The 26214-nt window shown below is 38.2% G+C and carries 23 protein-coding genes and 2 pseudogenes; 19 read left to right on the top strand and 6 right to left on the bottom strand.

From position 1 onward, the window contains the following. Positions 1–105 precede the first annotated feature (105 nt). The 4 genes from feoB to QME58_02860 form a co-directional block, all read right to left on the bottom strand. On the bottom strand, positions 106–1980 hold the full coding sequence (gene feoB, locus QME58_02875; protein MDI6802775.1) for a ferrous iron transport protein B: 1875 nt from the start codon (positions 1978–1980) through the stop codon (positions 106–108). A 1-nt stretch (position 1981) separates the two neighbouring features. After that, positions 1982–2218, bottom strand: a complete 237-nt coding sequence (locus QME58_02870; protein ID MDI6802774.1) for a FeoA family protein — start codon at positions 2216–2218, stop codon at positions 1982–1984. An 11-nt stretch (positions 2219–2229) separates the two neighbouring features. Beyond that, positions 2230–2661, bottom strand: a complete 432-nt coding sequence (locus tag QME58_02865; GenBank protein MDI6802773.1) for a transcriptional repressor — start codon at positions 2659–2661, stop codon at positions 2230–2232. Positions 2662–2856: 195 nt separating this feature from the next. Further along, positions 2857–4167, bottom strand: a complete 1311-nt coding sequence (locus tag QME58_02860; GenBank protein MDI6802772.1) for an MFS transporter — start codon at positions 4165–4167, stop codon at positions 2857–2859. Positions 4168–4485: 318 nt separating this feature from the next. Between QME58_02860 and lpdA the strand changes: the two genes are divergently transcribed. The 10 genes and pseudogenes from lpdA to QME58_02810 all read left to right on the top strand — a co-directional run bounded on the left by lpdA (position 4486) and on the right by QME58_02810 (position 14697). Beyond that, positions 4486–5880, top strand: a complete 1395-nt coding sequence (gene lpdA / locus QME58_02855) for a dihydrolipoyl dehydrogenase (protein ID MDI6802771.1) — start codon at positions 4486–4488, stop codon at positions 5878–5880. A gap of 126 nt (positions 5881–6006) precedes the next feature. Further along, positions 6007–6732: a lipoyl(octanoyl) transferase LipB gene (lipB, locus tag QME58_02850; GenBank protein ID MDI6802770.1), complete on the top strand. Its 726-nt coding sequence runs from the start codon at positions 6007–6009 to the stop codon at positions 6730–6732. Beyond that, positions 6733–8806 (top strand): annotated as a pseudogene (locus QME58_02845) (dehydrogenase E1 component subunit alpha/beta). Positions 8807–8940: 134 nt separating this feature from the next. Next, a complete protein-coding gene (locus QME58_02840) occupies positions 8941–10272 on the top strand; it encodes a dihydrolipoamide acetyltransferase family protein (protein ID MDI6802769.1) in 1332 nt (443 codons plus the stop codon). Between the two features lie 40 nt (positions 10273–10312). Continuing rightward, positions 10313–10663, top strand: a complete 351-nt coding sequence (locus QME58_02835; GenBank protein ID MDI6802768.1) for a four helix bundle protein — start codon at positions 10313–10315, stop codon at positions 10661–10663. Between the two features lie 75 nt (positions 10664–10738). After that, on the top strand, positions 10739–11608 hold the full coding sequence (gene lipA / locus QME58_02830) for a lipoyl synthase (GenBank protein MDI6802767.1): 870 nt from the start codon (positions 10739–10741) through the stop codon (positions 11606–11608). 376 nt (positions 11609–11984) lie between these two features. Then, positions 11985–12149 (top strand): hypothetical protein, encoded by a 165-nt coding sequence (locus QME58_02825; protein MDI6802766.1) that lies wholly within the window; start codon positions 11985–11987, stop codon positions 12147–12149. A gap of 209 nt (positions 12150–12358) precedes the next feature. Next, the gene (locus QME58_02820; protein MDI6802765.1) at positions 12359–12649 is read left to right on the top strand and encodes a hypothetical protein; all 291 of its coding nucleotides are present in this window, start codon (positions 12359–12361) and stop codon (positions 12647–12649) included. Beyond that, positions 12615–14273: a hypothetical protein gene (locus tag QME58_02815; GenBank protein ID MDI6802764.1), complete on the top strand. Its 1659-nt coding sequence runs from the start codon at positions 12615–12617 to the stop codon at positions 14271–14273. Before QME58_02820 ends, QME58_02815 begins: the two co-directional genes overlap by 35 nt. 184 nt (positions 14274–14457) lie before the next feature. Continuing rightward, positions 14458–14697 (top strand): hypothetical protein, encoded by a 240-nt coding sequence (locus QME58_02810; GenBank protein ID MDI6802763.1) that lies wholly within the window; start codon positions 14458–14460, stop codon positions 14695–14697. A 5-nt stretch (positions 14698–14702) separates the two neighbouring features. Here the strand turns inward: QME58_02810 and QME58_02805 are convergent, their stop codons facing one another. After that, a complete protein-coding gene (locus QME58_02805; protein ID MDI6802762.1) occupies positions 14703–17837 on the bottom strand; it encodes an N-6 DNA methylase in 3135 nt (1044 codons plus the stop codon). A gap of 207 nt (positions 17838–18044) precedes the next feature. Between QME58_02805 and rplM the strand changes: the two genes are divergently transcribed. The 9 genes and pseudogenes from rplM to QME58_02760 all read left to right on the top strand — a co-directional run bounded on the left by rplM (position 18045) and on the right by QME58_02760 (position 23252). Beyond that, positions 18045–18443 (top strand): 50S ribosomal protein L13, encoded by a 399-nt coding sequence (gene rplM / locus QME58_02800; protein ID MDI6802761.1) that lies wholly within the window; start codon positions 18045–18047, stop codon positions 18441–18443. Between the two features lie 10 nt (positions 18444–18453). Then, on the top strand, positions 18454–18840 hold the full coding sequence (gene rpsI, locus QME58_02795) for a 30S ribosomal protein S9 (GenBank protein MDI6802760.1): 387 nt from the start codon (positions 18454–18456) through the stop codon (positions 18838–18840). A 120-nt stretch (positions 18841–18960) separates the two neighbouring features. Next, positions 18961–19695 carry a 30S ribosomal protein S2 gene (gene rpsB, locus QME58_02790; protein ID MDI6802759.1) on the top strand — a complete coding sequence of 245 codons (735 nt, stop codon included), beginning with the start codon at positions 18961–18963 and terminating at the stop codon, positions 19693–19695. Between the two features lie 6 nt (positions 19696–19701). Continuing rightward, positions 19702–20547, top strand: a complete 846-nt coding sequence (gene tsf / locus QME58_02785) for a translation elongation factor Ts (GenBank protein MDI6802758.1) — start codon at positions 19702–19704, stop codon at positions 20545–20547. Between the two features lie 72 nt (positions 20548–20619). Then, positions 20620–21345, top strand: coding sequence for a UMP kinase (pyrH, locus tag QME58_02780; GenBank protein ID MDI6802757.1), 726 nt, complete (start codon positions 20620–20622; stop codon positions 21343–21345). 29 nt (positions 21346–21374) lie between these two features. Next, the gene (frr, locus tag QME58_02775) at positions 21375–21932 is read left to right on the top strand and encodes a ribosome recycling factor (GenBank protein ID MDI6802756.1); all 558 of its coding nucleotides are present in this window, start codon (positions 21375–21377) and stop codon (positions 21930–21932) included. A gap of 118 nt (positions 21933–22050) precedes the next feature. After that, a pseudogene (locus QME58_02770) lies at positions 22051–22233 on the top strand (PspC domain-containing protein). 306 nt (positions 22234–22539) lie between these two features. Continuing rightward, a complete protein-coding gene (locus QME58_02765) occupies positions 22540–22725 on the top strand; it encodes a PspC domain-containing protein (GenBank protein ID MDI6802755.1) in 186 nt (61 codons plus the stop codon). 11 nt (positions 22726–22736) lie between these two features. Continuing rightward, positions 22737–23252, top strand: a complete 516-nt coding sequence (locus tag QME58_02760) for a hypothetical protein (GenBank protein MDI6802754.1) — start codon at positions 22737–22739, stop codon at positions 23250–23252. 10 nt (positions 23253–23262) lie between these two features. On the opposite strand, the gene polA is transcribed toward QME58_02760, so the two are convergent. Further along, positions 23263–26145 carry a DNA polymerase I gene (gene polA / locus QME58_02755; protein MDI6802753.1) on the bottom strand — a complete coding sequence of 961 codons (2883 nt, stop codon included), beginning with the start codon at positions 26143–26145 and terminating at the stop codon, positions 23263–23265. Positions 26146–26214: the final 69 nt, after the last annotated feature.

The raw sequence follows: 26214 nt of genomic DNA, 5'->3' as shown, positions 1-26214 counted from the left end.
CAGCGGGGGCATTTTTCTGCAAACGGGTTTTCGATAACGAACTTACAAGTTGGGCAACTGCGGGTTTCAGATTTTAATTTTTCGCTTAATGATTGTTTCATATCGTTATACAATTATTTGAGCAACGATACCGCCTATTGTGAACGAGCCAATCCAAGTTCCAATCCAGATTATCGTAGCTGTCTTCCAGCCGCGCTCTTTATACATTATTAAAATCGAAGTAATACATGGAACAAAGAGTGTAATTGTAACTAATGCGACAACTGTTTGCATTGGATTCATTGCAATATCATACAATCCTGCCGCTCCAAAGTCGCGGCGGACAAGTCCCATCACAAAAGCCGTTGTCGCTTCGGGTGGAAGTTTTAGCCAATGTTCTGTTAAAGGTGAGAGTGCTTTTTGCCAAACTTGCAACAAGCCGGTTGCTTCCATTGTACCAATAACCGCGGCGCCGAAAAAGAACCAAGGCGTGGCTTCCTTCATAAACGAAAAAGTTCTCACAGTTGTTTTTTGTAAAACATTGTTCATTCTTGGAATACGTATAGGCGGCAGGTCGATTAATAAAGGAGTTGATTCACCTTTCAATATTTTGTTCAATATCGTTCCAATAGCGATGAACACCAAAACAATTACAAAGACATAAATCAATAGAGCTTTGAATCCGGCTCCCATCAAAAGTGCTGTGATTACCGCAAGTTGAGCCGAGCAGGGAATTGCAAATTGCAGAATTGCTGTTGCGATAGTTTTCTCACGTTCGCTCGCGAGTAAACGAGTAGTGATTGTAGCGGCTGAAACGCACCCAAATCCTAATATCATCGGAATAATTGCCCGTCCATTCAATCCTAAAAAATTCATACTTCTGTCAACCATCGTGGCAAGTCGCGGCAAATATCCGGTGTCTTCCAAAAACGAAAGTGTTATATAAAATGCAAAGACCAATGGAAACAAGAGAAACAATAAGTAAGTAACAGTCATCGTAAGAACTCCGAACTCGCCAATCAAGACCGTTCCCAAGAAGGAGGTTGGGGTGATGAAATCAGAAACAGCAGAGCGAATCCATGTTTCCCAGAGTTCTTTTCCGAAGTATGATTCGGTAAAGCCGACTAAATCTTGCGCAACAAGTTTTCCGATGAAAAGATATGCTATATATAAAACACCGAGAAGAATTGGAATTCCGGTTAGAGTGTTGAGCGACCAGCGGCCGATTAACGAAGTGATATGTTTTCTGACCGATGCATCTTCGATTACCTGGTTTACAATGCTGTTCACACGATTGCGTCTATCGATGTATAATTGTTCGCGTTGGGCTAAAGGTTTTATTCCGTGTTTGTCAGCTGTGTATTCATCGCCTTCCATAACAAGCAGCGCTTCGGCTTGTGAGCCGACAGAGTTCAGCATATTATGCAGCTTCAAGTGCAGGTCTTTGTTTTGTTCTCCCTGCCGTGCTTTTTCGATGAGTTGTTCAAGTTCTTTTAAACCTTCTTTTTTAATCGCTGTAGCTGTAACGATAGGGACGCCTAACAATTTTCCGAGTTGTGCAGTGTCAATCTTTATGTGGTGCTTTTTGATTTCATCCATGAAATTGATTACTACCACGATTCGTTTGCCCATATCAATCAACTGTTGAGTCAGGAACAAATCACGCTCGATGTGCACGCCATCCACAATGTTGATTATTATATCGGCTTCTAATATTATTTCACGGGCAACCCGTTCTTCGTCATTGAACGAGGACACACCGTAAATGCCGGGGGTGTCGTAAACTTCATAGTTTAGATATTTACCTTTTGTGATTTCTACGGTAGTTCCGGGAAAATTCGACACATCAACATAAATTCCACTGAGATAGTTGAAGACCACCGACTTGCCAACATTTGGATTACCGACAAGAACTAATTTCGGATTTAGCCCATTCGATATAACCGGTGATTTTTCGATGTGAGTATGATGTTCGATATGGTTAATTTCGTTCGCTGGCATATTAATTTATGATTACAATTATTTTGTGGGAAAGTTTTGAACCGAGAGCAATTTCCTGACGTTTCTTTTGTATTACTATTGTACCACCGGGTAGGTGTTCCAAGCATTTTACTAAGTCGCCTTCAACAATTCCAAAACGTATTAATTGAGTTCTAGCTAAACCATCGGGGAGTGTGATAATCCTGACTATGTTACCTTTTTTTACTTTTGAGAGAGGGATATGGTTTTTTGGAGTCATTGTTAATTTTCCTATTGGCACTTATTACAAATTCCAAAAATTTGATGTGTTGAATTTTGGACGTGGAATTTATTTTGTTTTGCTATTTTCAATTCATAATCGGATAATGTATCGGCAACAAACTCGATTATATTTCCGCATTCTAAACAAATCAGGTGGTGGTGTCCGGGCTTATCTATCGCTCGTTCGTAGTATGAATGCCCGGCTCCTAAACGATATTTGGTAAGAATTCCTGCCGAAACGAATAGGTCGAGTGTATTGTAGATTGTTGCTAATACAAATCCCTCTTTCTTTTTCTTTAAAAGCCCATATAGCTCTTCAGCGGTAAAATGGCGGTCGAGTTTCATTACTTCGTTCAAAATACGCTCGCGTTCAGGTGTGGAACGGAGTTTCTTTTCCTTTATGTATTTCTTCAGTATGTCGAAAGTTGAATTATCACTCATTTTCTTATTTAGAATTATTCTAAATAAAGATAAGGGATTTTTAGGAAGAAGTCAAATGTGGAGATGGATTATTGGATTAATGCCTGTCCGCCTTTAGCGTTCAGGTGGGGAGTGATTGAGCAGTGAGTTATAAAAAAATCCCCCTCATTTTTCAACGAAGGGGATTTTAGAACTTAGTAATTCTAATTTCGAGTTTTAATGGCTATGTCCTAATTTGCCGGCAACGAATTTATTATAAAATAACAGTCCGATTATAGTTGCAACACCGATTAAACTAAATAGTATCCAAAGTGTTTGCGGGTCTTTTAAATTATCTACAAAATGAACATACATATTTGCACCTAAAATTCCACCGATAGATGATCCAATCACACCATATAGAAACGCATATCCTAAATAGGTCGCTTTTTTATCCGGCGGTGCAATCAATCCAACATAACTTATAAATTTAGGATGTGCAGTCATTTCACCTATTGAAAATATTGTAATACCGGCAATAAAAACCCATATATCAGCCGAGATTGCAAGTATAGCCATTCCGATAGTTCCCATCGTTATACCCACAATCATAGTGGGCAGCGCCCTTGTGTTTTTAACAATATTGGAAACCACCATCTGCAGGAAGATAATAGTGCCGGCATTTATCACAGTAACGTGTTCAACGTCGAAACGCCAGTTCAAATTAATTCCGATTGCCGCAAAAGTTGAATTAACAAAATTATTTAATGCTGTAGCATCAACATAATCTTTTACATACCACAAAACGGAATCGAACATTTGAAAATACAAAATCCAGAAACCGGAATAGATAACAATCAATCCTATGAACTTTACGTCGGTTAGGACCATTACCATACCTTTGAGCACTTCAGGAAGAGTTTTGGTGCTTGCAGGTTTAGGTGGTTCTTTGTACATGAAGATAGTGGGAATCAACATCGAAGCCGTGCCGATAGCTGAAGCGACCATAACGTATTCCCAACCGAAAGCGTTTTTAATGTATGGAACAAGGATGAGTGGGAATAAAAATGCCCCAAAGTTTATCGACCAATAGAAAATTCCGAATCCGAGTGTGCTGTTTTGTTCGGTAGTAGTGCGAGCAATCGTTCCGGATATCATCGGTTTAAAAGCGCCCGCTCCGATTCCCATAATCACTAAACTTGCAAAGACAAGTGCATAATCACTTGACTGACTAACAAGGAAGTATCCTAATCCTAAAAATGAAAATGCAAATATAAGTGTTCTGCGGTAACCAAACCTATCCCCAATCGCTCCGGCAAGGATCGGTAATATATAGAGCAGCGGTTGGATTGTGCTTTTTATAACACCGACACTCTCTTTGCTGAATAATAATTGATCGGTCATGTAAACAGAGAGGATGCTCATCATTCCGTAATAAGAGCCGCGTTCAAAAAATTCCATCACTATCACCACCCAATAGACTTTTGGAAAAGTTTTAAGTGTTTGTAAAAATGTTTGTTTTTGTTTATCAGTAGCAGCTTCTGCCATAATAAATTTCCTTATGATTGTTTTGGATTAATTAATAATTGCTACAATATAAAAGAAATATGGAGAGATGCAAAAAGAAGTAGTAGTTTTTTTTGAGTTAGTTCTCTATCTGTGAAAATCCGTTTAATCTGTGTCATCAGTGTTCTATATTTGTTATCCGACATTCGTAATTCTGATTTCGTCTTCCATCTCACTTCTCACTTCTTACTTCTTACTTCTCGCCATATTAAAACCACTCTTTGCTTTTAAAACCCCCGTTTCATATATTTTCTAAAGCTTGGAACCATTCCTTTCTAAAAAACATCATAATGAGAAAATATGGAAAATAAACAATACGATATTGCAATAATCGGCGGAGGACCTGGTGGTTACGTTGCCGCTATCCGGGCAGCACAATTAGGTTTTAAAACTGCTGTTATAGAAAAAGATAAATTAGGCGGCGTCTGCCTAAATTGGGGGTGTATCCCCACAAAAGCACTCTTGAAAAATGCCGAAATCTATAACCATTTCAAACACGCTGCTGAATTTGGGATAACTTATGAAAATCTTCAATTCGACTTCAAAAAAATAATTAAACGCAGCCGCGACGTGGCGCTACGCAACTCGAAAGGAGTCGAGTATCTTTTTAAGAAGCATAAAATTGATTTGATTTCAGGACATGGTAAAATTGTCGGCAAAGGAAATATTGAAGTCACCAAAGACGGCAAACCGGTAGAAACCATCGAATCAAAACACATCATAATTGCGACGGGTGCTCGACCGCGTTCAATTCCGGGCGTTGAGATTGACCGTATGAAAATTATATCCAGTTCCGAAGCGATGATTTTGCAAGAACCGCCTAAGTCGATGCTTATTATCGGCGCTGGGGCGATCGGAGTTGAGTTTGCATATTTTTATAATACTTTCGGGACTAAAGTAACTCTCGTTGAAATGATGCCGAGTATCCTTCCTATCGAAGATAAGGAAATTACAAAACTTTTAGAAAGCAACTTGAAGAAAGCAAGAATAGAAATTTTAACCGACACTAAAGTAGAAAAAGTTATTGTGGGCGATAACGTTAAACTCACCATTTCAACAAGAGATGCGTCGAAAGAAATCGCAGGCGATGTTGCCTTGATGGCTATCGGTGTGCGAGGCAATGTTGAGAATGTCGGCTTGGATGAAATCGGAGTTAAATACGAAAAGAGCTTTATCAAAGTAAATGAATACTACAAAACAAACGTCGATGGTATTTACGCAATCGGCGATATAATCGGTCCGCCGCTCCTTGCCCACGTTGCTTCGACAGAAGGAATAATATGCGTTGAAGCGATTGCCGGAAAAAATCCACCAGTTGTAGATTACGAAAATATACCCGGCTGCACATATTGCCAACCGCAAGTTGCAAGTATCGGTTTGACTGAAGAAAAAGCCATCGAGCAAGGTTTTGAATTAAAAATCGGTCGTTTCCCTTTTGCCGCGAGTGGTAAAGCACGTGCAATCGGAGAAACCGACGGATTGGTCAAGTTATTCTTCGATGCGAAGTACGGCGGACTTTTAGGTGCACATATTTTAGGAAACGATGCGACTGAGATGATTGCAGAACTTGGAGTTGCAAAAACTTTAGGAACTACTGCACACGAGTTAATAAAAACTGTACATGCCCATCCAACTTTATCGGAAGCTGTGATGGAAGCAGCCGCGAATGCTTATGACGAGGCGATACATATATAAGAAGTGAGATTTTAGAAGTAAAAAATAAAAAGTAGGAAGTAGAAAGTAGGTAGTAAAAAATCTTGGTGTTTCTTAGTGCCCTCAGTGACTGAGTGGTGAAAAAGATTTGATTTTATTTTAACATTGATGAAACAACTTATATCAACATATCTTGGTTGCACGGAATATAAAGAAATCTGGGATTTGCAGAAACAGCTTTTTGATCTTCGCACTGAAAATAGAATTCCCGATATTCTTTTGTTAAACGAACACAATCACGTATATACAATCGGTAAAAGCGGAAACGGCAACCACCTTTTAGCGACTGAAGAAGAATTACTGGCAACAGGCGCTGAAGTATTTTACACTGATCGCGGCGGCGATATTACTTATCACGGACCCGGTCAGTTAGTCGGTTATCCGATATTAGATTTGAACAATTATTATTTAGATACACACAAATACTTACGCGATATCGAAGAAACTTTAATTTTAACTCTAAAAGATTTTCAACTTCAGGGAACGCGCTCCGAGGGTATGACAGGCGTTTGGGTTGGCAATAATAAAATTGCTGCCATTGGAATAAAAATCAGCCGCTGGATTACGATGCACGGATTTGCTTTTAATGTGAATACAGATTTATCTTATTTTGACCGAATCATTCCATGCGGTATATTTCATAAAGGTGTTACTTCGCTTCAGCAAGTTTTAGGTCATAGTGTGGATATCGAAGAAGTTAATGAATCAATTATATCGAACCTTGAAAAAGTTTTTGGTGTTGAGACATCGACACTCGAGAAAGAAGATTTTATTAAACTAATAACAGAACAAATCCGTCATCCGTTAGCTAACGGGGACAGAAAAGGAATATAAATGTCACCAAAAAAAAATATCGACACTTTAAGAACAGAAGAAGCTCCCGCATATAAAACCGATGCTTTCCGTAATTTAACTAAAGATGAATTAGTCGAAATTTACAGATTAATGGTTTTATCTAGGAAATTAGATGAAAAGCAGCTAACATTTTTAAAACAAGGGAAGCAGTTTTTTCACATCGGCGCACCCGGGCACGAAGCTGCACAAATCGGAATTGCAAAAGCAATGAAGCCGGGTTACGATTGGGCTTATCCGTATTACCGGGATATCGCATTCAATTTGGGATTTGGAGAAACGCCGAAAGGGATTCTTCTTGAAGCGCTTCATCGCGCAGAAGCAGGCGGCTCGGGCGGTCGTGCGATGCCCTGCCATTGGGGAAATCAAAAATTGAGAATACCTTCGCAGTCGAGTTGCACAGGCACTCAATTTTTACAAGCCGTAGGTACTGCGATGGGCGCTGTGAAAGAAAAGACTGATGAAGTTGTTTATACTTCGTCGGGAGAAGGCACAACGAGCGAAGGCGAATTTTGGGAAGCGCTCAACTGGTCAACCCGCGAAAAATTTCCGGTGATTTTCCATATTCAAAATAACAAATACGCAATATCAGTCCCGCTCGCCGAGCAAATGGCAACGGGTTCTATATACACACTCACCGAAGGGTTTCAAAGGATTGAATAGATATTTTGTAGATGGAACCGATTTCTTCGAAGTTTACGCCGCAGCAATCGATGCTGTTGCGAAAGCAAGACGGGGCGAAGGACCAGCGCTTATCGAGTCGGATGTGGTTCGACTTTTCCCCCACTCATCATCAGATGACCAACGGAAATACCGTTCGGCTGAGGAACTCGAAAAAGATAAAGTTCGCGACCCGATTCCAAAATTTGAAGTTCATCTCATCGAAAAAGGAATTCTAACAATTGAACAAATTCAGGATATCAAGGATGCTGTTATAAAAGAAATAAACGACCTTGCCGATTGGACTGAAGCTCAAGAACAAGCCGATGGATCGACGGCTGGGCTTTATGTTTACTCATCAGACGAGGTTATAACTAAAGAGAAGTTTGTTGAAAAAGAATTTAGCGGAACGAACGTAGTGATGGTAGATGCAATCAACCACGCACTTGCCGAAGAGTTGGAGCGAAATCCAAAAATGGTAATTTACGGCGAAGATGTTGCCGGTGATAAAGGAGGGGTGTTTACGGTTACTAAAGGACTCACAGCGAAGTTTGGCAGAGACCGTGTGTTCAATTCGCCTTTAGCCGAAGCAAGCATCGTCGGAACTGCATTCGGTTTAGCGTTGCGAGGGTGGAAACCGGTTGTTGAAATTCAATTTGGTGATTATATCTGGCCCGCATTTATGCAAATTCGTGATGAGCTATCGATGATAAGATATCGCTCGAATAATACGTGGGCAGCTCCAGTCGTTATTCGTGTTGCTGTTGGCGGTTACATACACGGCGGACTTTACCACAGTCAATCCATCGAAAGTTTCTTTACTCACAGTCCTGGTTTGCGTGTTGTATTTCCATCAAACGCCGCAGATGCAAAAGGGTTGTTGAAAACTGCCTGTCGCTACGATGACCCTGTAATATTTCTTGAGCACAAAGGAATGTACCGTCAAAGTTTTGCAGCCACACCCGAGCCCGATGCAGATTATTTAGTTCCATTCGGATTAGCAAAAGTAAAACGAACAGGCGACGACATTACAATCGTTACATACGGAATGATGGTTCAGCGCTCCCTGGAAGCTGCCCGCAAATTGGAAGAACACGGAGTTGATGTAGAAGTTATAGATTTAAGAACTCTGAATCCTTTAGATAAGGATGCAATATTAAAGTCGGTGAAGAAAACCGGAAAAGTTTTAATTGTTCATGAAGATACGCTGTTCAGCGGATTTGGCGGAGAGCTTGCCGCTATTATCTCTAACGAAGCTTTTGAATATTTAGACGGTCCGATAATGCGTGTGGGAGCGAAAGATTCTCCGGTGCCTTACGCTCCGACTCTCGAATATGCAATGCTGCCGCAAACTCAAGATATTATTAATGCACTTGAGAAGTTAGCTGCATATTAAATAAACTCGAAATACAATCCGTTTGCTATTAGTCAACTGACTAACTGAACGGACTAATTTCAAAACAAATTAAAAATACTAAATCTGTAATCTGAAATCTAAAATCTAAAATCTAAAATCAAACGAGGTTTATCATGGCAAAGATAGAAGTAATAATGCCGCAGTTAGGCGAAAGTTTAACCGAAGGCACAATAGTTAAATGGCATAAAAAAATAGGCGACCCAATAAAGAGGGATGAAACACTTTTAGAAATCAGCACAGATAAAGTTGATTCCGAAATACCATCGCCAGTGAGCGGAGTTGTAACGAAAATATTATTTAACGAGACTGATACGATTGCAATAAAAACCGTGATTGCAGAAATAGAAACCGAAGCCGGTGCTGAGGTTACTGCTGAAGCAAAACCGCATCCGTTAGCTAACGGACCTACAGTAGATAAAGCAGAACCTGTAATGAAGATTGAACCTAAACAGATTGAAAAAGCCGAAAAGCCAGCCGCCGGTAGATTTTACTCGCCACTTGTTTTGAACATCGCTCGTGAAGAAGGAATTTCGATGGCTGAATTGGAGAACATTCCGGGAACAGGTATCGGAGGGCGCGTAAGTAAGAAGGACATTATGAGTTATTTCCAAACTCGTAAAGCTGTACAAGTAGTTAAGGAAGAAATTTCCAAACCAACCGCACCACGCGTTGAAACAACTCTGAAAGTTGTTGATGCAGGTGATTTGGTTGCAAAATATCCATCGCCTAAATATGAAATCTTGCAGATGAGCAACGTTATTCAAAAAATGGCTCACCACATGGTAAACAGCGTTGCCACCTCGCCGCACGTTCAAGCTATTTCTGAATGCGATATGTCGAACATTGTTAAATACCGGGATGCTAATGCGGCGGAATTCGAAAAGGCAGAGGGCTACAAACTAACTTACACTCCTTTTATTGCCGCTGCAGTTATAAAGGCGCTGAAAGATTTTCCGTTAGTTAATAGTTCTGTGGAAGGTGATAAAATAATAGTGAAGAAATTTGTCAACTTAGGTATGGCTGTAGCTTCCGAGCAAGGACTCATTGTGCCGGTTATAAAAAATGCAGATGAGAAGAATTTTATAGGTTTGGCTCGTGCGATTAACGATCTTGCAGTACGTACACGCAGTAAGAGATTAGTTCCTGCAGATATTGAAAGCGCATCTTTTACATTTACAAACTATGGTGTGTTTGGAAATATTATCGGCATTCCGATAATCAACCAGCCGAACGTTGCGATACTTGGAATCGGTGCTATTAAAAAGCAGCCGGTAGTAATTTCCGCCGGAGGCGGATCCGCCTATGGCGGAAACGATGCAATTGCAATTCGTTCAATCTCCTATCTCACTTTGTCTTTCGACCATAGGATTGTTGATGGCGCTCTTGGCGGAATGTTTGTCGAAAGAGTGGTCAAATACCTAGAAGAGTTTGAGTATAAACCCTAAAATCTAAAAACGAAATCCTAAACAATATAAAAGGTTCCAAATTTCAAACGATAGAAAATATGATTTAGAAGAACGAACTGAGAAATTTGCGAAACAAGTTGGAGAGTTTACAGAAAAAGTGTCAAAAACTTTACCAAACTTAGAATACTGTAAACAGGTAGTCCGATCGTCTGGCTCTGTGGGTTCAAACTATATTGAGGCGAATGAAGCTTTAAGTAAAAAAGATTTTATTATGCGGATAAAGATTTGTAGGAAAGAAGCAAAGGAAACAGGATATTGGTTAAGATTGATTAAGTGTAAAGAAGAATTACAAAAAGAAAAAGATTCCTTTATCCAAGAAGCTACTGAACTGATGAAAATATTTGGTTCAATCATAACTAAGTCTGGTTGATAATGAGATAATTTGAACATTTGTTTTTTGGATTTGTTTAGGATTTAGATATTAGAATTTAGTGATTTACAGGCTATGAACAAAGATAAAACAATAGAAACAATTCACAAACCTCGTCCCGATTGGTTAAAAGTCCGTATGCCTGTTGGTGAAACTTTCAGCAACATCAGGACGATAATAGATAAGCACAAACTTCACACAGTTTGCGGCGAAGCTCACTGTCCGAATATGGGCGAGTGCTGGAATAGCGGCACGGCGACATTTATGATACTCGGAGATATCTGCACGCGAAGCTGTGGTTTCTGTGCAGTAAAAACCGGAATGCCGACAGAACTCGACGCCGATGAGCCGCGACGTGTTGCTGAAGCTGTAAAGTTGATGAATGTTAAATATGCTGTTGTAACATCGGTGAACCGAGATGAACTATACGACGGCGGTGCATCCATCTTTGCAGAGACCATCCGAAAAATTCGTGAGGTTAATACTGCCTGTAAAGTAGAAGTATTGATTCCTGATTTTAAAGGGGATGAATTCGCGCTTAACATTCTGCTGGATGCTTTTCCCGATATTCTAAACCATAATGCTGAAACCATACCGCGCCTGTATCCGACGGTGCGCCCGCAGGCAAAGTTCAAACGCTCCCTCCAGTTATTGCATCGAGCAAAGAAGAGAGGATTTACAACGAAGTCGGGATTGATGTTAGGACTCGGCGAGAACTTAGATGAGGTAATTGACGTGATGAACGATTTACGGAAAGTTCATTGCGATATACTGACTATCGGACAATATCTGCAGCCAACAAAAGAGCATTTACCAGTTGATCGTTTCGTCCATCCGGATGAATTCAGGATGCTAAACGATAAAGGTTTGGAGATGGGTTTTAAACATGTAGAGGCGGGGCCGTTGGTCAGGAGCTCATATAGGGCGGAGAGAGTGTTTAAATAAACGATTTACAAGGATGTTAACAACTGTATGAAATTAAAGATTATTAAATTTAGGTAGAAGGTTTAGGATATTCTAATGCCATTGAATAACAAAGGCAAATCATATTTGAGAGAAACCATATGCGAAAATATAAAGATTTATAAGAATAATAATGGCGCTAATTTAAGGTCACCTTATGGAAGAGGTGCTTCATTTGATTTTTGCCAATACTTTTTTAACGAAAATATAATACTGGCTTTTTTAATTTGCTTTGACAATATTAGCTGGTAACGATGTCTTGGTGCACCCCAGTTGAAAACTTGACTTTTAATCATTTAATTTATATTTTAACAATGAATTTTAATTAATTTATAAAAATAAATTACAGAGGTGTGATATGGCAACATATGATTTTAGTAATAAAGGAATTAGCATATTTTATAAGGATATTTTAGAAAATCAATCATTAAAAGATGATGTTATAAAACAACTTCGCGAAAGCTTAGTTAGTTTTATAGAAAATAATTTCAGGTTATCTGATCAACAAAGACAATTAATATAGAGATTTACCTGCATCTGTCACAAAAAGCATCGGTAACAATATTGCCCATGCTCTAGAGTATGATATTCCCATTTATGTGGATATTGGAAATTTTGCGAATGAGAACCCTGGTATATATAGGGATGCTTGTGTTAGAAGTGAGGCTAGAATTGAATGGGGACATATTCCGAGTTGTATAGAATATCCAAGAATAACAGTAAGATGTTACCTTGCAGCTTGAAAGTAAACAATATAGTATTAATGCTATAAATTATATTAAGAATAATTTTGATTTGAGTGAAGAGCAAATTAAATTATTATTTGATATACCAGATAGGTTTTGGAAAAAATTTCTCCAGGCTGTTGAGGCTGCTAGTAATCGATATTACATGATAAATATAAAATTTGATGGTTTGCTTGTTGGTAAACCAAAACCAACTATAATTTTTACTAACGAATATAAGATAAGGCGTTCAGATAAAAGTTATGAACATAAGATCATTATTGATATTTCAATCTAATATTAAATATTTTTTCATTATCTTCACCTTAATTTTTAATTGTTGTTACTATATTAACGAGCAACCGTATACAAGGCTAAATCAACTAAAGTGGGAATTACCGTATGGTTTCGAAGAACGTTCGATTAATCTAAATAGTTATATTGGTGAAAATCAAAATATTTTTTTAAGTATTACCGTTGTAGATTCAAATGGAAGAGGAATAAAAAATGCGAGAATAATTTTAAAGACGGATTGTTTTTTAAAAGTTTTTAGTACAGATTTCAATGGTAATACAATTTTCTCTGGAGATGTTAGATTTTATGAAACCAATCCGTATCTAGCAGCCGAAAATCCTTTGTATCAAATTCGTATCGAAGTAAAAGATAAAATCACACTAGATTACTACCCAATGGTGCGAAATTATGCATTTAATTTCGGCAGGTCTCTTAAAAGAGATTTAATTGATAGATTCAATTTAATTGATTTTTCACCTATTGCTGGATTACCTTTTTTAGTTTATCTTACAGACCTTTCTGACAAGAAAATAGCGCAAAGTGTCGATCTTTTGTGGGCTACTAATTGTGGAGAGTATTCTTTAAGAACGGATAATAATGGAGAATTGCTAATATATTTTAACGCTAATTTTATTAATTCTGAACCATATATTGATAGAAAAGGTGAATATATTCTAAGAACTTCAGCAAAATTGACGTTAACATTTGATTCTTATCCAGTTGAAGCAACCACTATTAATGTTATCAATATCGAAAATCTTTTGTGTCATAAAATTAAGAATGAGATTATTTTTTTCCCGGATGGGTACAAAAATTTTGCATTAGAAATAGCAGATTATTTACCAAGAATGAGAGAAATTATTAAATCCATCACAGGAACTGAACCTAAACAATTTGCGATTGTACTTAGTCAAAAAAAGAAACCTTTGGTAATTTCTGATTACCTTTTGCCAGAAAATCTCAAAAATTATTTGGTTTGGCCTTATTCAATTATTGATGATTATCCTTTTGATTATTATTATGTAACAGTACATGAATGGGCTGAAAATACCATTGCTGAAAATATTTATTTTGGTGATACTAAGGTAAGATGGGTACAGGATGGACTTGCCGAGTACATAGCATTTAAATTTATTGAAAATCTAACTTTTGAAGAAAAGAAAAAAATAGATTTGATCGATGACCTAAAGCGGGTAAAGGAAAATTTTGAAAAACACATAAATACACAATTTCCAAATAAGAATATAATTACATTTGATCTTGCTTCATGGGAGTTAGCGAGTGAACGCCCGTTATTACCTATCGACCCAATTGCTTATAAGTTGGCTTTATATTTCTGGTTAAAAATTGAGGAGGACTTCGGTACTGAAGTAATAAAGAATTTTTTAAGAGAAATACGACAAATTGATAGACCAAAAGGAATAGATATGATAAATATATTGGCGAAAATTACAAAACAAGATAATAATGTAATGCGTTCGAAACTAAGAACATTTCTTACAAGCGATGTAGTAAGAAAAATTTTCGGGAATTATGATATTGGTAAAAATCTTTTGGATTACTATCCTGAATCAGAACGTTATATGCTTCAAAGAATGTTTGCGGACCAATCCCGTTGCCTCATGTAAAAATCTACTCCAAAGCGAGCGAGATAGCCTCGTCTAAAATCAAAGCAATATTATTTAATGCGTTGGCTGTCGTGAGCAACTTCAAGACATTCAAACCCGTCATCGTCCGCAAGCAAAATATGAACGGTCACTCGAACTTCTCAAACGTGCGAAGAAACGAGGTTTCACTACGAAGTCGGGTTTAATGGTCGGCTTGGGCGAAACGATAGAGGAAGTAATTTCAGTGATGAACGATTTACGGAAAGTTCATTGCGATATACTGACTATCGGACAATACCTGCAGCCGACGAAAGAACATTTACCTGTAACTCGTTTTGTTCATCCAAACGAATTCAAAGAAATTAAAGAAAGAGGCATTAACTTGGGCTTCAAACACATCGAATCAGGTCATCCTACCGTGCTGAAAAGCAAATGTTGTAAATAAATAGGTTAATGGTTGAGGGTATTTTTCTCAACTTCTTTAAACAACTCATCCAATCCCCCTTGAAGTTTTATCGTCTGTGCCAAAGCGGTAACAACTTTGCAATAATGGCTCACTTCTTCGGATGAAAGGACTCTTCCTTTTCTATCCTTCAGCCACTTCTCAGCAACCTGATAACCGCCGATATGATACTCCCATACCTCTTTTGCAACACCGGCAAAGTATTGCGACGGATTAAAATATACTCGCTTCTTCTTATCATCGTAGGTTACTTTCTCAACTCTGTTATCTCCTTCGCCCTCACAGTGAGTAATTGGTTTACCGAGCTTCTTTGATTTTAGAAGATGGAGCGCAACAAGTTCTTCTCCTTTTTCTGCGAACGACTTAAATACTTTGTAATTTGATGTAAACGGTACTCTTGGGAAATCTGTCTTCAAAAACTCTGCGTATTTTTGGCGGTAAGCATTCGAGTACAACACGCCGTAGATGTAATAAAAAATATCTTCCGGACTTAGCTTTCGCTTGTATGCTAATTGTAGTGTTTCAAAAATCTTAGGAGCGATATTGGGAACTCTTTTCCCAGTTCCGTAAGGTACTTCTGGTTCGAATAACATCATGGTCATTCCGCTGCCGGACTTGCTTTTCTTTCGTTCTGGATAAAGGTAAAGTGGAAATAATGATTCACCCCCTCTATTATCAGAACGTATCACTCCGTCGGAAATCAAGGAATCAGAAACAAAAAAGTAATTACATGGCAGACCAGGCAACATTTGTCTCCGGGTAATCAATCCAACATTCTTTTCCAGCATATGCTGCATAACTTCTTTTCTGGAACGGTCAACGAGAGCATCATGATAAAATATCTCACGTATATCAAACGGTCTGTAAAGCAATCTGGTGAAATGATCTTTCCAATCTTCATCTTTAGACAACACTTTTCTTGCATCACGTAATTTCCATGCGCCTGTATCTTTTAAGTCATATGTTTTTTCTACAAAGATATCTTCTAACGAAGATTCCCTGAATTGGGCAATTCTCCTTTCGAGTTCTCTGCGATCAAAATCAATCACAAAGCTATCTCTCGCAGTAACTATTCCAACACTATTTACGGGGAAGATTTCCGGTATGCTCGGATACGATTGATATTTGATTAAACGTTTCTCATCTCTCGGCACAAACAAGTATAAGGGTGAACTTGGTTGTAATTGCTTCCACTTTACCGTCTTGAGGTTAACAGTGGTTAACTTCTTATATTTTTGTTCTCTTAGTCCCCATAAATCTGCGTGGAATATTTTCTTCTCACCTTTGTACTTTTTCTTCTTTACAAACAATCCAATAGCAACACCTTGCTGTATGTCGAAAACGTTCTCGTCTTTCGAGCCGTCGGGAGCTTTTTCTTTCTTCAACGAGTTACCGTGCAAATCGAGAAGATAAATCTCATCAAACGAGTTCATCAAAGATTGCCGCATACCACGGAACGTTGGATTATCGAGATAACTGTGGTTTGTAATAAAACCGAGTATGCCTTCACCTATCTGATCAATCTTCCACTGTGCAAATCGTATGAACTTTACGTAATCATCCTGTAACCATTTTGGATTTTTCTCACCGAGCGGTTCACCGTTCACTTTCTTGTAGGTTTCTATGAGTTCAGAAATCCACTCGCCTTTGTTAACGGAGTGCCCGGAGTAGGGAGGATTGCCAAGCACAACGAGAATTGGCTGTTTCTTCTTTACCTCTCCTGCAAGATGTGATTCTTCCGAGAGTGATGACATTCCCGGCAGCGAAGTCTGTGTAAGCTCTTCCATCTCCAACGTGTTCGTCAAATAAAATTGAAATCGCTCATCACCGCTCAGCTTGTGCCCCAATTCTTCGAGCAGGTAACCCATCTTTAAATGCCCGGCAGCGTACGGAGCCATCATCAGCTCGAAGGCGTAGAAATGTTTCAGGATGTGGTCTTCAATAAACTGCCGTCGAGAGCCATCGCCGTACTTCGAAACATATTCTTCAACTGCAAGCTTCGCTGCTTCCGCAAGGAATGTCAATGTTCCGCCGGCAGGGTCAAGTACTGTTACGCTTGGAGTAGCAAATCCATCTTCGCGCCCGAATTTTTCTTTAAGGATTATATTGAGCGAACGGACGATGTACGAAACGACCGGCTCAGGTGTATAATATACTCCTCTTCGTTCACGTTCTTGCGGATTGTACTCAGCAAGGAACGTTTCATAGAAATGAAAAATCGGATCGCTTCCTTTGCCTTCATCGTAATACTGGTGTAGAATTTTCTTCACATCAACAGCAGCAAGAACTTCAGCGATATCATCGACTGTGGCTTGCAATTGCTCTGGTGGATCGAACGAAATGAAATGAAATATCTCCCGCAGAATGCCGATTGTCTTTGGAATCAAATCGTATGCGGTCTTTCGGTCGAATGCACCGTTTGCTCTCGTTCGTGCAGCAAACAATCCATACGTAATCGTTTGCGCATAAAGGTCTGCAAATTGTTCCGGTTTAAGATTTGCAATAAGATGTTTTTGAAACGCCTCGTAAAATCCGAGAATCTTCTTCGCTCCAGGTGTCGATGCTTCACGTAGCTCTGCTGTTATTACCTGATCGCGGAGAAAACGTGTACGGCTCGCAAGCTCCCGTGCAAGCGTTTCGGCAGTGAAATCTTCTGGGATCGAAAATTGGAAAAACTTTTCTAACAACGCAAAGAATTCTATTGTATGCTCGGCTGGTGGTATAATTTTTCCTTTTGCCGCAATGAACGGTCGTGCCAGTAAGACTGACGTCAATAATTTGCCACGTCGGTAAAGGCGGAATTCATAGAAATTCGTGAGTATGAGATTTGGAAAAGTTTCGATATAGCGCTGCAACTGTTCCGATTCTTCGATATCATCCAGATTTGCGTGGGGCGGTTTGGCTTCAATATATCCTACTTGGGAATGCTTACCATCCCAAATACGAAAATCGGGATTACCAGCTTCTGTTTTTTTGGGTAGAACAGTAACCTCGATTCTCTTTTTAAGTTTTGTTTGTGAGTATTCCTTTAGAAATGATTCCAGGATTGAGTAGTAAGACTCTTCTCTTGCATCACCTCTTTTAGTTTTCGTAGCTATTTCTTTAAGGTAAGTCTCGATCATAGTTAAAACAATTATTAATGCAATGCCAATTTATGTAATAATAAAATCATTATCAAGTAATATTGTTTTTCAAATTTGTTGACTATTACAGAAATATTTGGTAAATTTGATAGCTTTTAAATCAATAATGCTTAAATCAGCACATAATATGGAGATTTTATAGTGGCACTAAATGAAAAATTAACACATTTCTTTACAAGTGAAGAAATGAACAAAAAATGGTTCCTTGTGGATGCAGACGGAAAAACATTAGGACGCTTGGCAAGTAAGGTTGCCCATATCTTACGTGGGAAACACCGCCCTACTTTTACACCCAATTCAGATGTTGGCGATTTTGTAATTGTGGTGAATGCCGATAAAATTAAATTAACTGGTCGGCGACCGGAATTAAAAAAGTATTTTCATTATACCGGATATCCGGGCGGAGCAATCTTTGAGGATTTCAAAGATATGATGAAAACCAAACCCGAAAAAGTAATTTATCATGCTGTAAAAGGAATGATTCCCCATAACAGGTTAGGTAAAAGGGTAGCATCAAAACTAAAAGTGTATGTAGGACCTAATCATCCCCATTCAGCACAAACCCCAGAAAAATTGGATATATAAGGAATTATAGATGCAAAACATCATAACAGTAGGAAGAAGAAAAAACGCAGTTGCACGGGTTGTACTAAAATCGGGCACAGGCGAATTTTTAGTAAACAACAAACCCATGGAAAAATTTTTTCCAGTCGATACTCATCGTCGCGATATTTTATTGCCATTCGAAGTAACTGAGAGCGGCGGGAAATACGATATCCGAGCAACGGTACAAGGTGGCGGTGTGAGTGGACAAGCGGGCGCTTTAAAACTAAGCGTAGCTCGTGCGTTACTCGAGTTGAATGAAGAAAACAGGATACCGCTCAGGACTGCCGGACTGCTTTCTCGTGATCCCCGTATGGTGGAACGTAAAAAGTATGGACAGAAAAAAGCACGCAAGCGCTTCCAGTTCTCGAAACGTTAATTTTTTAAATCAAGCATACCGTCGGATTTTTTAGACTGTGTCCCGCCCGATATGAGCGGAATCTCTGAAAAAGTTGAAGCCGGTAGAAGTATAACAAAAATAAAAAGGAGTAATAATTTTATGCCTCGTGTAGAATTAACTGACCTGCTTAATGCAGGAGCCCATTTCGGGCATTTGACCCACCGATGGAATCCCAAAATGAAACCTTTCATTTTTATGGAACGGAACGGGATTCATATAATCGATTTGAAAAAATCACAACAATTAATAGATCAGGCAGGTAATGCACTCGCAAAATTAGTTTCCGAAGGGAAACGTGTTTTGTTTGTCGGAACAAAAAAACAAGCCAAAACTGTGATTCGTGAAGAAGCCGACAGATGCGGTCAGTTTCATGCTTCAGAAAGATGGCTCGGCGGAATGTTGACTAATTTTACTACCATCCGCAAAAGCGTAAAACGCCTCAATAATATTGAAAAAATGGAAACAGACGGTACGTTCGATAAAATTACTAAGAAAGAAATTTTATTCATCGACCGCGAAAAAGAGAAATTACAAAAAGTTCTTTCTGGTGTTGCAAATATGTCACGCTTACCGGGAGCTCTTTTTGTTGTTGATATTAAAAAAGAAGCCATCGCAATTGCTGAAGCGAAACGTTTACGCATTCCGGTTTTTGCTATGGTTGATACCAACGTCGATCCAACTCTGATTGATTATCCGATTCCAGCAAATGACGATGCAATTAAATCGGTTCAATTAATTACAAAAGTTATGGCTGATGCTGTTAATGAGGGGAAAGAAATGATATCTGCACAGTCTGAAGGCGCCGATACAAACGCAACAGGAAAAGAAGGATAAACGATAATGGCAATAACTAGTGAACTTGTTAAATTATTAAGAGATAAAACCGGAGCCGGAATGATGGATTGTAAAAAGGCTCTCGAAGAAACAACCGGCGATTTAGATAAAGCTATTGAATATCTCAGAAAAAAAGGTGCGGCTACAGCACAAAAGCGCGCCGACAAAGCTGCCAAAGAAGGAACAATTGTTACACGCGTTAATGGAAAAAACGATTTCGGAATTATTGTAGAGATAAATTGTGAAACCGATTTTGTTGCACGAGGGAATGATTTTGTTACCTTCTCAGAATTGGCTGCAAATATCATCTCATCTAAAAAGCCTGTTTCTCTTGAACAACTTCTAGATGTAACCGACGATTCAGGAAAAGCTATTTCCCAGCATTTAAACGATATGATGGCTAAAATTGGTGAACGTATCGAAATTCGTCGTTACAAAATGCATCAAACAGAAAACGGTTTTATTGCATCTTATACGCACATGGGAAATAAAATCGGAGTTCTTATTGAATTGTCAAGTACCCCCGGCAATGCACTCCAAATTGGACGCGATATTGCAATGCAAATTGCCGCGATGAACCCGTTGTATATTTCGCGTGATCAGGTATCGCACGATGTTATTCAACGTGAACTCGAGATTTACCGCACGCAAGCCCGCAACGAAGGGAAACCCGATCAGATAATTGAACGGATTGCCAACGGTAAGTTAGAAAAATATTATCAGGATGTTTGCTTGTCCGAACAGGTATTTATTAAAGACTCAAGCAAAACTATTAAAGATGTTCTGACAGAAAGTAGTTCCGGTTTGACGATAAAGTCTTTCGAAAGATTTCAACTTGGTGAAGAAAAATAATAAACTTAAAAATCCGCTAACAAGCGGATTTTTTTTAACTTTTAATTATATATACAATCAAGGAAAGAAATAATGAAATACAAACGCATTCTTTTAAAGTTGAGCGGCGAATCGTTGATGGGAAAAAAAGAATTTGGAATTGATGCCGAGGTTTTGCAAAAGTATGCAGAAGAAATTAAAAGTGTTAGAGATTTAGATGTCGAAATAGGAATAGTCATCGGTGGTGGTAATATTTATCGCGGTGTCGGAAATTCATCGGATGGTATCGATAAAGTAACAGGCGATCAGATGGGGATGTTAGCTACTATTATAAATTCGTTAGCACTACAAAGTGCCCTCGAACATATAGGAATTTATACACGATTATTAAGCGCCATTAAGATGGAGCAAATCGCCGAATCCTTCATCCGCAGGCGGGCAATCAGGCATCTTGAAAAGGGAAGAGTTGTGATTTTTGGCGCCGGGACAGGAAACCCGTATTTCACAACCGATACTGCCGCAGCTTTAAGAGCAATCGAAATACAAGCCGATGTAATATTGAAAGGCACGCGCGTTCAAGGTGTTTATGATTCTGACCCTGAATTAAATCCGAACGCTATTAAATTTCAAAATATTTCATATTTAGATATTTTAAATAAAGACTTGAAAGTTATGGATTTAACAGCGATAACACTATGTCGGGAAAATAAACTTCCAATAATTGTTTTTGATATGAACACACCGGGAAATTTAAAAAAACTTTTAATGGGTGAAAATATTGGTACTCTGGTTCAGAATGTTAAAATTGAATCTATATAAAATATTGTCGAACAAATTTTGGAGTAAAAATGGTTAAAGATATTTTACGGGAAACCGAAAACAAAATGAAAAAAGCCGTAGAAGTTGTAAGGCAGGAATTTATAAAAATCCGCACCGGTAAAGCTACTACAACTCTGCTCGACGGGATCAAAATAGATTATTTTGGTTCTTTAATGCCTCTTAATCAAGTTGGCACTGTTGGTACTCCGGATATCCGAATGATAACTGTAACTCCGTGGGACAAAGGGATGATTGGTCCTATCGAGAAAGCAATTCTCGCTGCAAATATCGGATTGAATCCTGCAAACGATGGAACTGTAATTCGCTTGCCTGTTCCACCGTTAAACGAAGAACGCCGTAAAGAGCTTGTAAAATTAATCAAAAAATTTGCTGAAGATGGAAAAATTTCCCTCCGAAACGTCCGGCGTGATGCGATTGAACATCTGAAAAAATCTGAGAAAGAAGAACATTTTTCTGAAGATGAAAGAAAAAGGGGAGAAGATGATGTCCAAAAACTCATCGATAAACATATTAAAGAAATTGACTCACTCGTTACACACAAAGAAAAAGAAATTATGGAAGTTTAAATTAAACTCTATATGCTAATTATCAAGCCATAGCTTAGTTCTTAAGTTGTGGCTTTTTATTTGAAACAATAAAACTAATGCTGCGTAAGTTTTATAAATTAATTATCAAGGACTGATTATGGAAAATGGTACAAAAGGAGTAAAGCGTTTGCATCGGTCGATGCAAAACCGTTGGATTGCCGGTGTTTGCGGTGGTATAGGAGAATATTTAGATGTTGACCCGCTGATAATTCGTTTACTTTTATTAATTTTATTGTTTCTTGGTGGGTCGGGAATAATTATTTATATAGTAGCGTGGATAATGATGCCTTTAAACCCCTGCCATACAGGAGTGCCAGTCAAAAAAAGCTCCGCTCAAGTTTGGGGGATTATTCTTATCTTTATCGGAGCTTTGTTATTGCTTTCAAATATGGAGTTGCTACCATTATTCCACTGGTTTGAATTTTGGGATATATTTGATTGGAAAATAATTGTTCCATTGATAATAATTGTTATCGGCGTAATGTTAGTTATGAATTATTTCAGAACTCCGGAAAAACCTTTAACTCAACCTTCAACTGAACCTGTAATTGAGTCGCAGCAAGAAACACCCCGTCCTGCTTCAAAAATTCTTCGACGTTCAATAGAAAATAAAAAGATTGCGGGCGTTTGTGGCGGATTAGCTGAATACCTTGATATCGATCCTACAATCGTTCGACTCATATTTGTGTTATTAACTCTAAGCTCATTTGGATTAGGTATTTTATTGTATATTGTTCTTGCAATCGCAATGCCTCATGGAAAAAATAAATAAGGAAAATAAAAATGGGTCATCAAAATAAATATCCTTGGAATGGAATAATTCTAATCTTTTTGGGTGTTGCTTTACTCATTCATCAAACCGGTTTAATTAATATCCGATTCTATCAAATTATTTGGATTGCACTTGCTTTATGGGGATTTATTATAACTATACGGGGTTTCGCAACTAACAGCAACGGTAAAGTATTTTGGGGAACTGCGCTGTTTTTAACCGGAATTTCTTTTATTATTCATTCATTTAACTTAATCGAAATGCCCCATCGTATATTTTTACCCGCGGTATTTATAATATTCGGTTTCGCTTTTCTAATGATGTTTGTAAATAATTTCAGGGAATATAGTTCCTTTATTTTATCAATCATCTTTTTTGTAATCGGCGGTTTATTAATTCTTGCTGAAATCGGATATTTGAACCGGTGGGATGTTTTGTATTACATAAAAAATTATTGGCCCATAATATTGATAATATTAGGTGCGGGATTAATTCTTAAACGCAAACAGAAACGATTAGATGTTTAAGAAAAGTATATTAGTGTGCTTCGAACCAGTTCTTCCCGAATCCCACTTCAATTTCTAATGGGACATTCAGCGGGAGTGCATTTTTCATTTCTTCCACAATCAATATTTTAGCATTTTCCACAAAACTATTTTTCACTTCGAAAACAAGCTCATCGTGAACTTGTAGTAACATTCTGATTTTTTGGTTTGATATTTTGCGATGGATTCTAATCATTGCTAACTTAATCATATCCGCCGCAGTTCCCTGAATAGGCATATTGATTGCCTGCCGCTCAGCGTTGTTTCTGATATTTTGATTGCGGCTTTTTATGTCGGGAAGATAACGACGCCTGCCCAATAAGGTTTCAACATAACCATCGCGTTTAGCTTTATTAATAGTTTCTTCCATATAAAGTTTTACATTCGGGAAACGTTTGTGATATTTTGCAATAATAGCACGTGCTTCCTCTTTCGGAATATCCAACCTGTTTGCTAATCCAAAATATCCGAGTCCGTACATAATTCCGAAATTCACCTCTTTTGCTTTTCGCCGCATCTCTTGTTTAGTTTCTTTCGGTAACAATTTAAAATCGTTTAATTCATAGCCAAATATTTTTGCAGCCGTCGATGCGTGGATATCTTCTCCCGCATTGAAAGCTTCAGTTAATCCGGGATCGTTCGAGATATGTGCCATTATTCGTAACTCTATCTGCGAGTAGTCTGCCGATAAAATTGTCCACTTATCGTCTTGCGGGATGAATGCTTTGCGAATTTCGCGCCCTAGCTCGCTGCGTATAGGAATATTTTGCAGATTCGGATTGCTGCTCGATAAGCGCCCTGTGGTAGTGATTGTTTGATTGAATGATGTGTGTAGGCGTCCCGATTTCTGATTTATCAATTCCGGCAGAGCATCCACATAAGTTGATTTAATTTTCGATACTGTTCGGTATTCCAACAATTTATCGACTATCGGATGTTGATGTTTAAGACTTTCCAAAACACCGACGTCTGTTGAAAAACCGGTTTTAGTTTTTCGACCTGTAGGAAGTTTTAAATCTTCGAACAAAATTATTCCGAGTTGCTGCGTGGAATTAATATTAAACTTCTTTCCTGCGAGATGATAAATATCTTCTATGGTTTTTTCTAATATTCCCTCAAGTTCTTTTGAAAGTAATTTCAGAAATGGAGTATCTAATTTTACCCCCGCGAATTCCATTTCGGTAAGAACTTCAATTAATGGGAATTCGATATCGTTCGAAATTTTTAATAAGTTATCATCTTGAAGTTTCTTGTTTAAGATTTCATAAAGTCTAAATGTAATATCTGCATCTTCTGCCGAGTATTCAGCAATTTTCTCGACGTCGATCTGCCTGATATCTTTTTCTTTTCCGACTAATTCTTCGAACGTAATGGTTTTATAGTTCAAATGTTCTAACGCCATAGAATCTAAATTGTGTCGCCCATCGGGGCGAAGAATGTAGTTTGCGATCATTGTATCAAAACAAGTTCCTGCAGTTTCAAGTCCATTCTGTTTGAGTACAATCAGATCATACTTAATATTCTGCCCGCATTTAGAAATTGATTCATTTGAAAAAATAGGAGAAAGTAAATTTAGGATTTTGGAAAAATCAAAACCGATAAGATCGGATTTCGGATTTCGGATTTGGGATTTCGGATTTGTTCTCGGATGATCATCGAAAAGAGATTTTTGAAAAACAGTGTTATTTAAGATGACATTGTCCTTCTCAATATTGTCGCTTTTTATTGGGATGTAGTACGCTTCGCTTGGTTTCATAGAAAACGATAAGCCGACTAACTCTGCTATCAAAGGATTTGTGCTTGTGGTTTCTGTATCGAATACAAAATATTTTGAAGCTTTTAACTTTTGTACTAAATCTTTTAGTTCCTTATCTGTTGTGATAATATGATATTGATGTTGGTCTGTTGTAATATCTGTGATAGCTTTTGTAATTTCCTCTTCCGTTGGTAATGTTCGTAAGGTTTCCGATTTTATTGATGTAAGTTTACGGATGAGGTATTTAAACTCTAATTCGGTAAAAAGCTCTGTAAGTTTAGCGATATTTTTTTTTTGAGCCTTGAGGTTATGAATATCCACAGCAATGGGGACATTCGTATCAATGGTAACAAGTGTTTTGGATAGGAGGGCTATTTCTTTATTCTCTCTTAATTTCTGTTGAAGTGCCGGCTTTGAAATCTTGTCTATGTTCTCCAAAATATTTTCAATCGTACCATATTCACGAACAAGCGGGATTGCAGTCATCTCGCCAATACCCGGCACGCCAGGGACGTTATCCGATTTATCACCCGTCAGTCCTAATACTTCCACAACTTTATCGGGAGTAACACCGAACTTTTCTTCCACGTGTTCAAAATCGATTATTTCCCACTCGTCGCCGCTCTTGCCAGGTCTATAAATTTTTGTCAGTGGAGAGATTAACTGCATAAAGTCTTTATCACTTGTTACTAAATAGGTTTCAATGCTTTCCTTCTCGGCTTTGTGTGCGAGTGTTCCCATAATATCGTCAGCTTCGTAACCTGCCATTTCAAGTATCGGAACGTTGAAAGCTTCTACAACTTCTCGTAGTCGTGCAAATTGTGAAGCCATATCTTCGGGCATTTTTTGCCGGGTGGCTTTATATGGCTCGTACATTTTATGGCGGAACGTTGGCTCCGGTCTATCAAACACGACCGCGATGTGGTCGGGTTTTTCCTCGTCTAATATTTTCATCAAAGCGTTTACAAAACCGTAAACTGCACTAGTATGTTCGCCTTTTGATGTTATCAGAGGTCGTGAGATGAAAGAATAGTAAGCACGGTAAGCGAGGGCGCTACCGTCTAATAGAAATAATCGTTCACGTGTTTTCGGCCTGATATTGTTGTTATTTTTAAACATTTTAATTTTACATAAAATAAGGAATGTAATCAAGACAAGCAAGAAGTTGTTTTGACTCATCAAAAATCT

The sequence above is a fragment of the Bacteroidota bacterium genome (assembly GCA_030017895.1).
Classification (GTDB): Bacteria; Bacteroidota; Ignavibacteria; order UBA10030; family BY39; genus JASEGV01.
The sequence above is the reverse complement of the archived record's forward strand: the minus strand, read 5'-3'. Positions and strand labels throughout refer to the sequence as shown.

Coding starts and splice junctions, on each gene's coding strand:
- feoB (MDI6802775.1), bottom strand. CDS start 1,980: ATGCCAGCGAACGAAATTAACCATATCGAACATCATACTCACATCGAA.
- QME58_02870 (MDI6802774.1), bottom strand. CDS start 2,218: ATGACTCCAAAAAACCATATCCCTCTCTCAAAAGTAAAAAAAGGTAAC.
- QME58_02865 (MDI6802773.1), bottom strand. CDS start 2,661: ATGAGTGATAATTCAACTTTCGACATACTGAAGAAATACATAAAGGAA.
- QME58_02860 (MDI6802772.1), bottom strand. CDS start 4,167: ATGGCAGAAGCTGCTACTGATAAACAAAAACAAACATTTTTACAAACA.
- lpdA (MDI6802771.1), top strand. CDS start 4,486: ATGGAAAATAAACAATACGATATTGCAATAATCGGCGGAGGACCTGGT.
- lipB (MDI6802770.1), top strand. CDS start 6,007: ATGAAACAACTTATATCAACATATCTTGGTTGCACGGAATATAAAGAA.
- QME58_02840 (MDI6802769.1), top strand. CDS start 8,941: ATGGCAAAGATAGAAGTAATAATGCCGCAGTTAGGCGAAAGTTTAACC.
- lipA (MDI6802767.1), top strand. CDS start 10,739: ATGAACAAAGATAAAACAATAGAAACAATTCACAAACCTCGTCCCGAT.
- QME58_02825 (MDI6802766.1), top strand. CDS start 11,985: ATGGCAACATATGATTTTAGTAATAAAGGAATTAGCATATTTTATAAG.
- QME58_02815 (MDI6802764.1), top strand. CDS start 12,615: ATGAACATAAGATCATTATTGATATTTCAATCTAATATTAAATATTTT.
- QME58_02810 (MDI6802763.1), top strand. CDS start 14,458: ATGGTCGGCTTGGGCGAAACGATAGAGGAAGTAATTTCAGTGATGAAC.
- QME58_02805 (MDI6802762.1), bottom strand. CDS start 17,837: ATGATCGAGACTTACCTTAAAGAAATAGCTACGAAAACTAAAAGAGGT.
- rplM (MDI6802761.1), top strand. CDS start 18,045: ATGAACAAAAAATGGTTCCTTGTGGATGCAGACGGAAAAACATTAGGA.
- rpsI (MDI6802760.1), top strand. CDS start 18,454: ATGCAAAACATCATAACAGTAGGAAGAAGAAAAAACGCAGTTGCACGG.
- rpsB (MDI6802759.1), top strand. CDS start 18,961: ATGCCTCGTGTAGAATTAACTGACCTGCTTAATGCAGGAGCCCATTTC.
- tsf (MDI6802758.1), top strand. CDS start 19,702: ATGGCAATAACTAGTGAACTTGTTAAATTATTAAGAGATAAAACCGGA.
- pyrH (MDI6802757.1), top strand. CDS start 20,620: ATGAAATACAAACGCATTCTTTTAAAGTTGAGCGGCGAATCGTTGATG.
- frr (MDI6802756.1), top strand. CDS start 21,375: ATGGTTAAAGATATTTTACGGGAAACCGAAAACAAAATGAAAAAAGCC.
- QME58_02760 (MDI6802754.1), top strand. CDS start 22,737: ATGGGTCATCAAAATAAATATCCTTGGAATGGAATAATTCTAATCTTT.
- polA (MDI6802753.1), bottom strand. CDS start 26,145: ATGTTTAAAAATAACAACAATATCAGGCCGAAAACACGTGAACGATTA.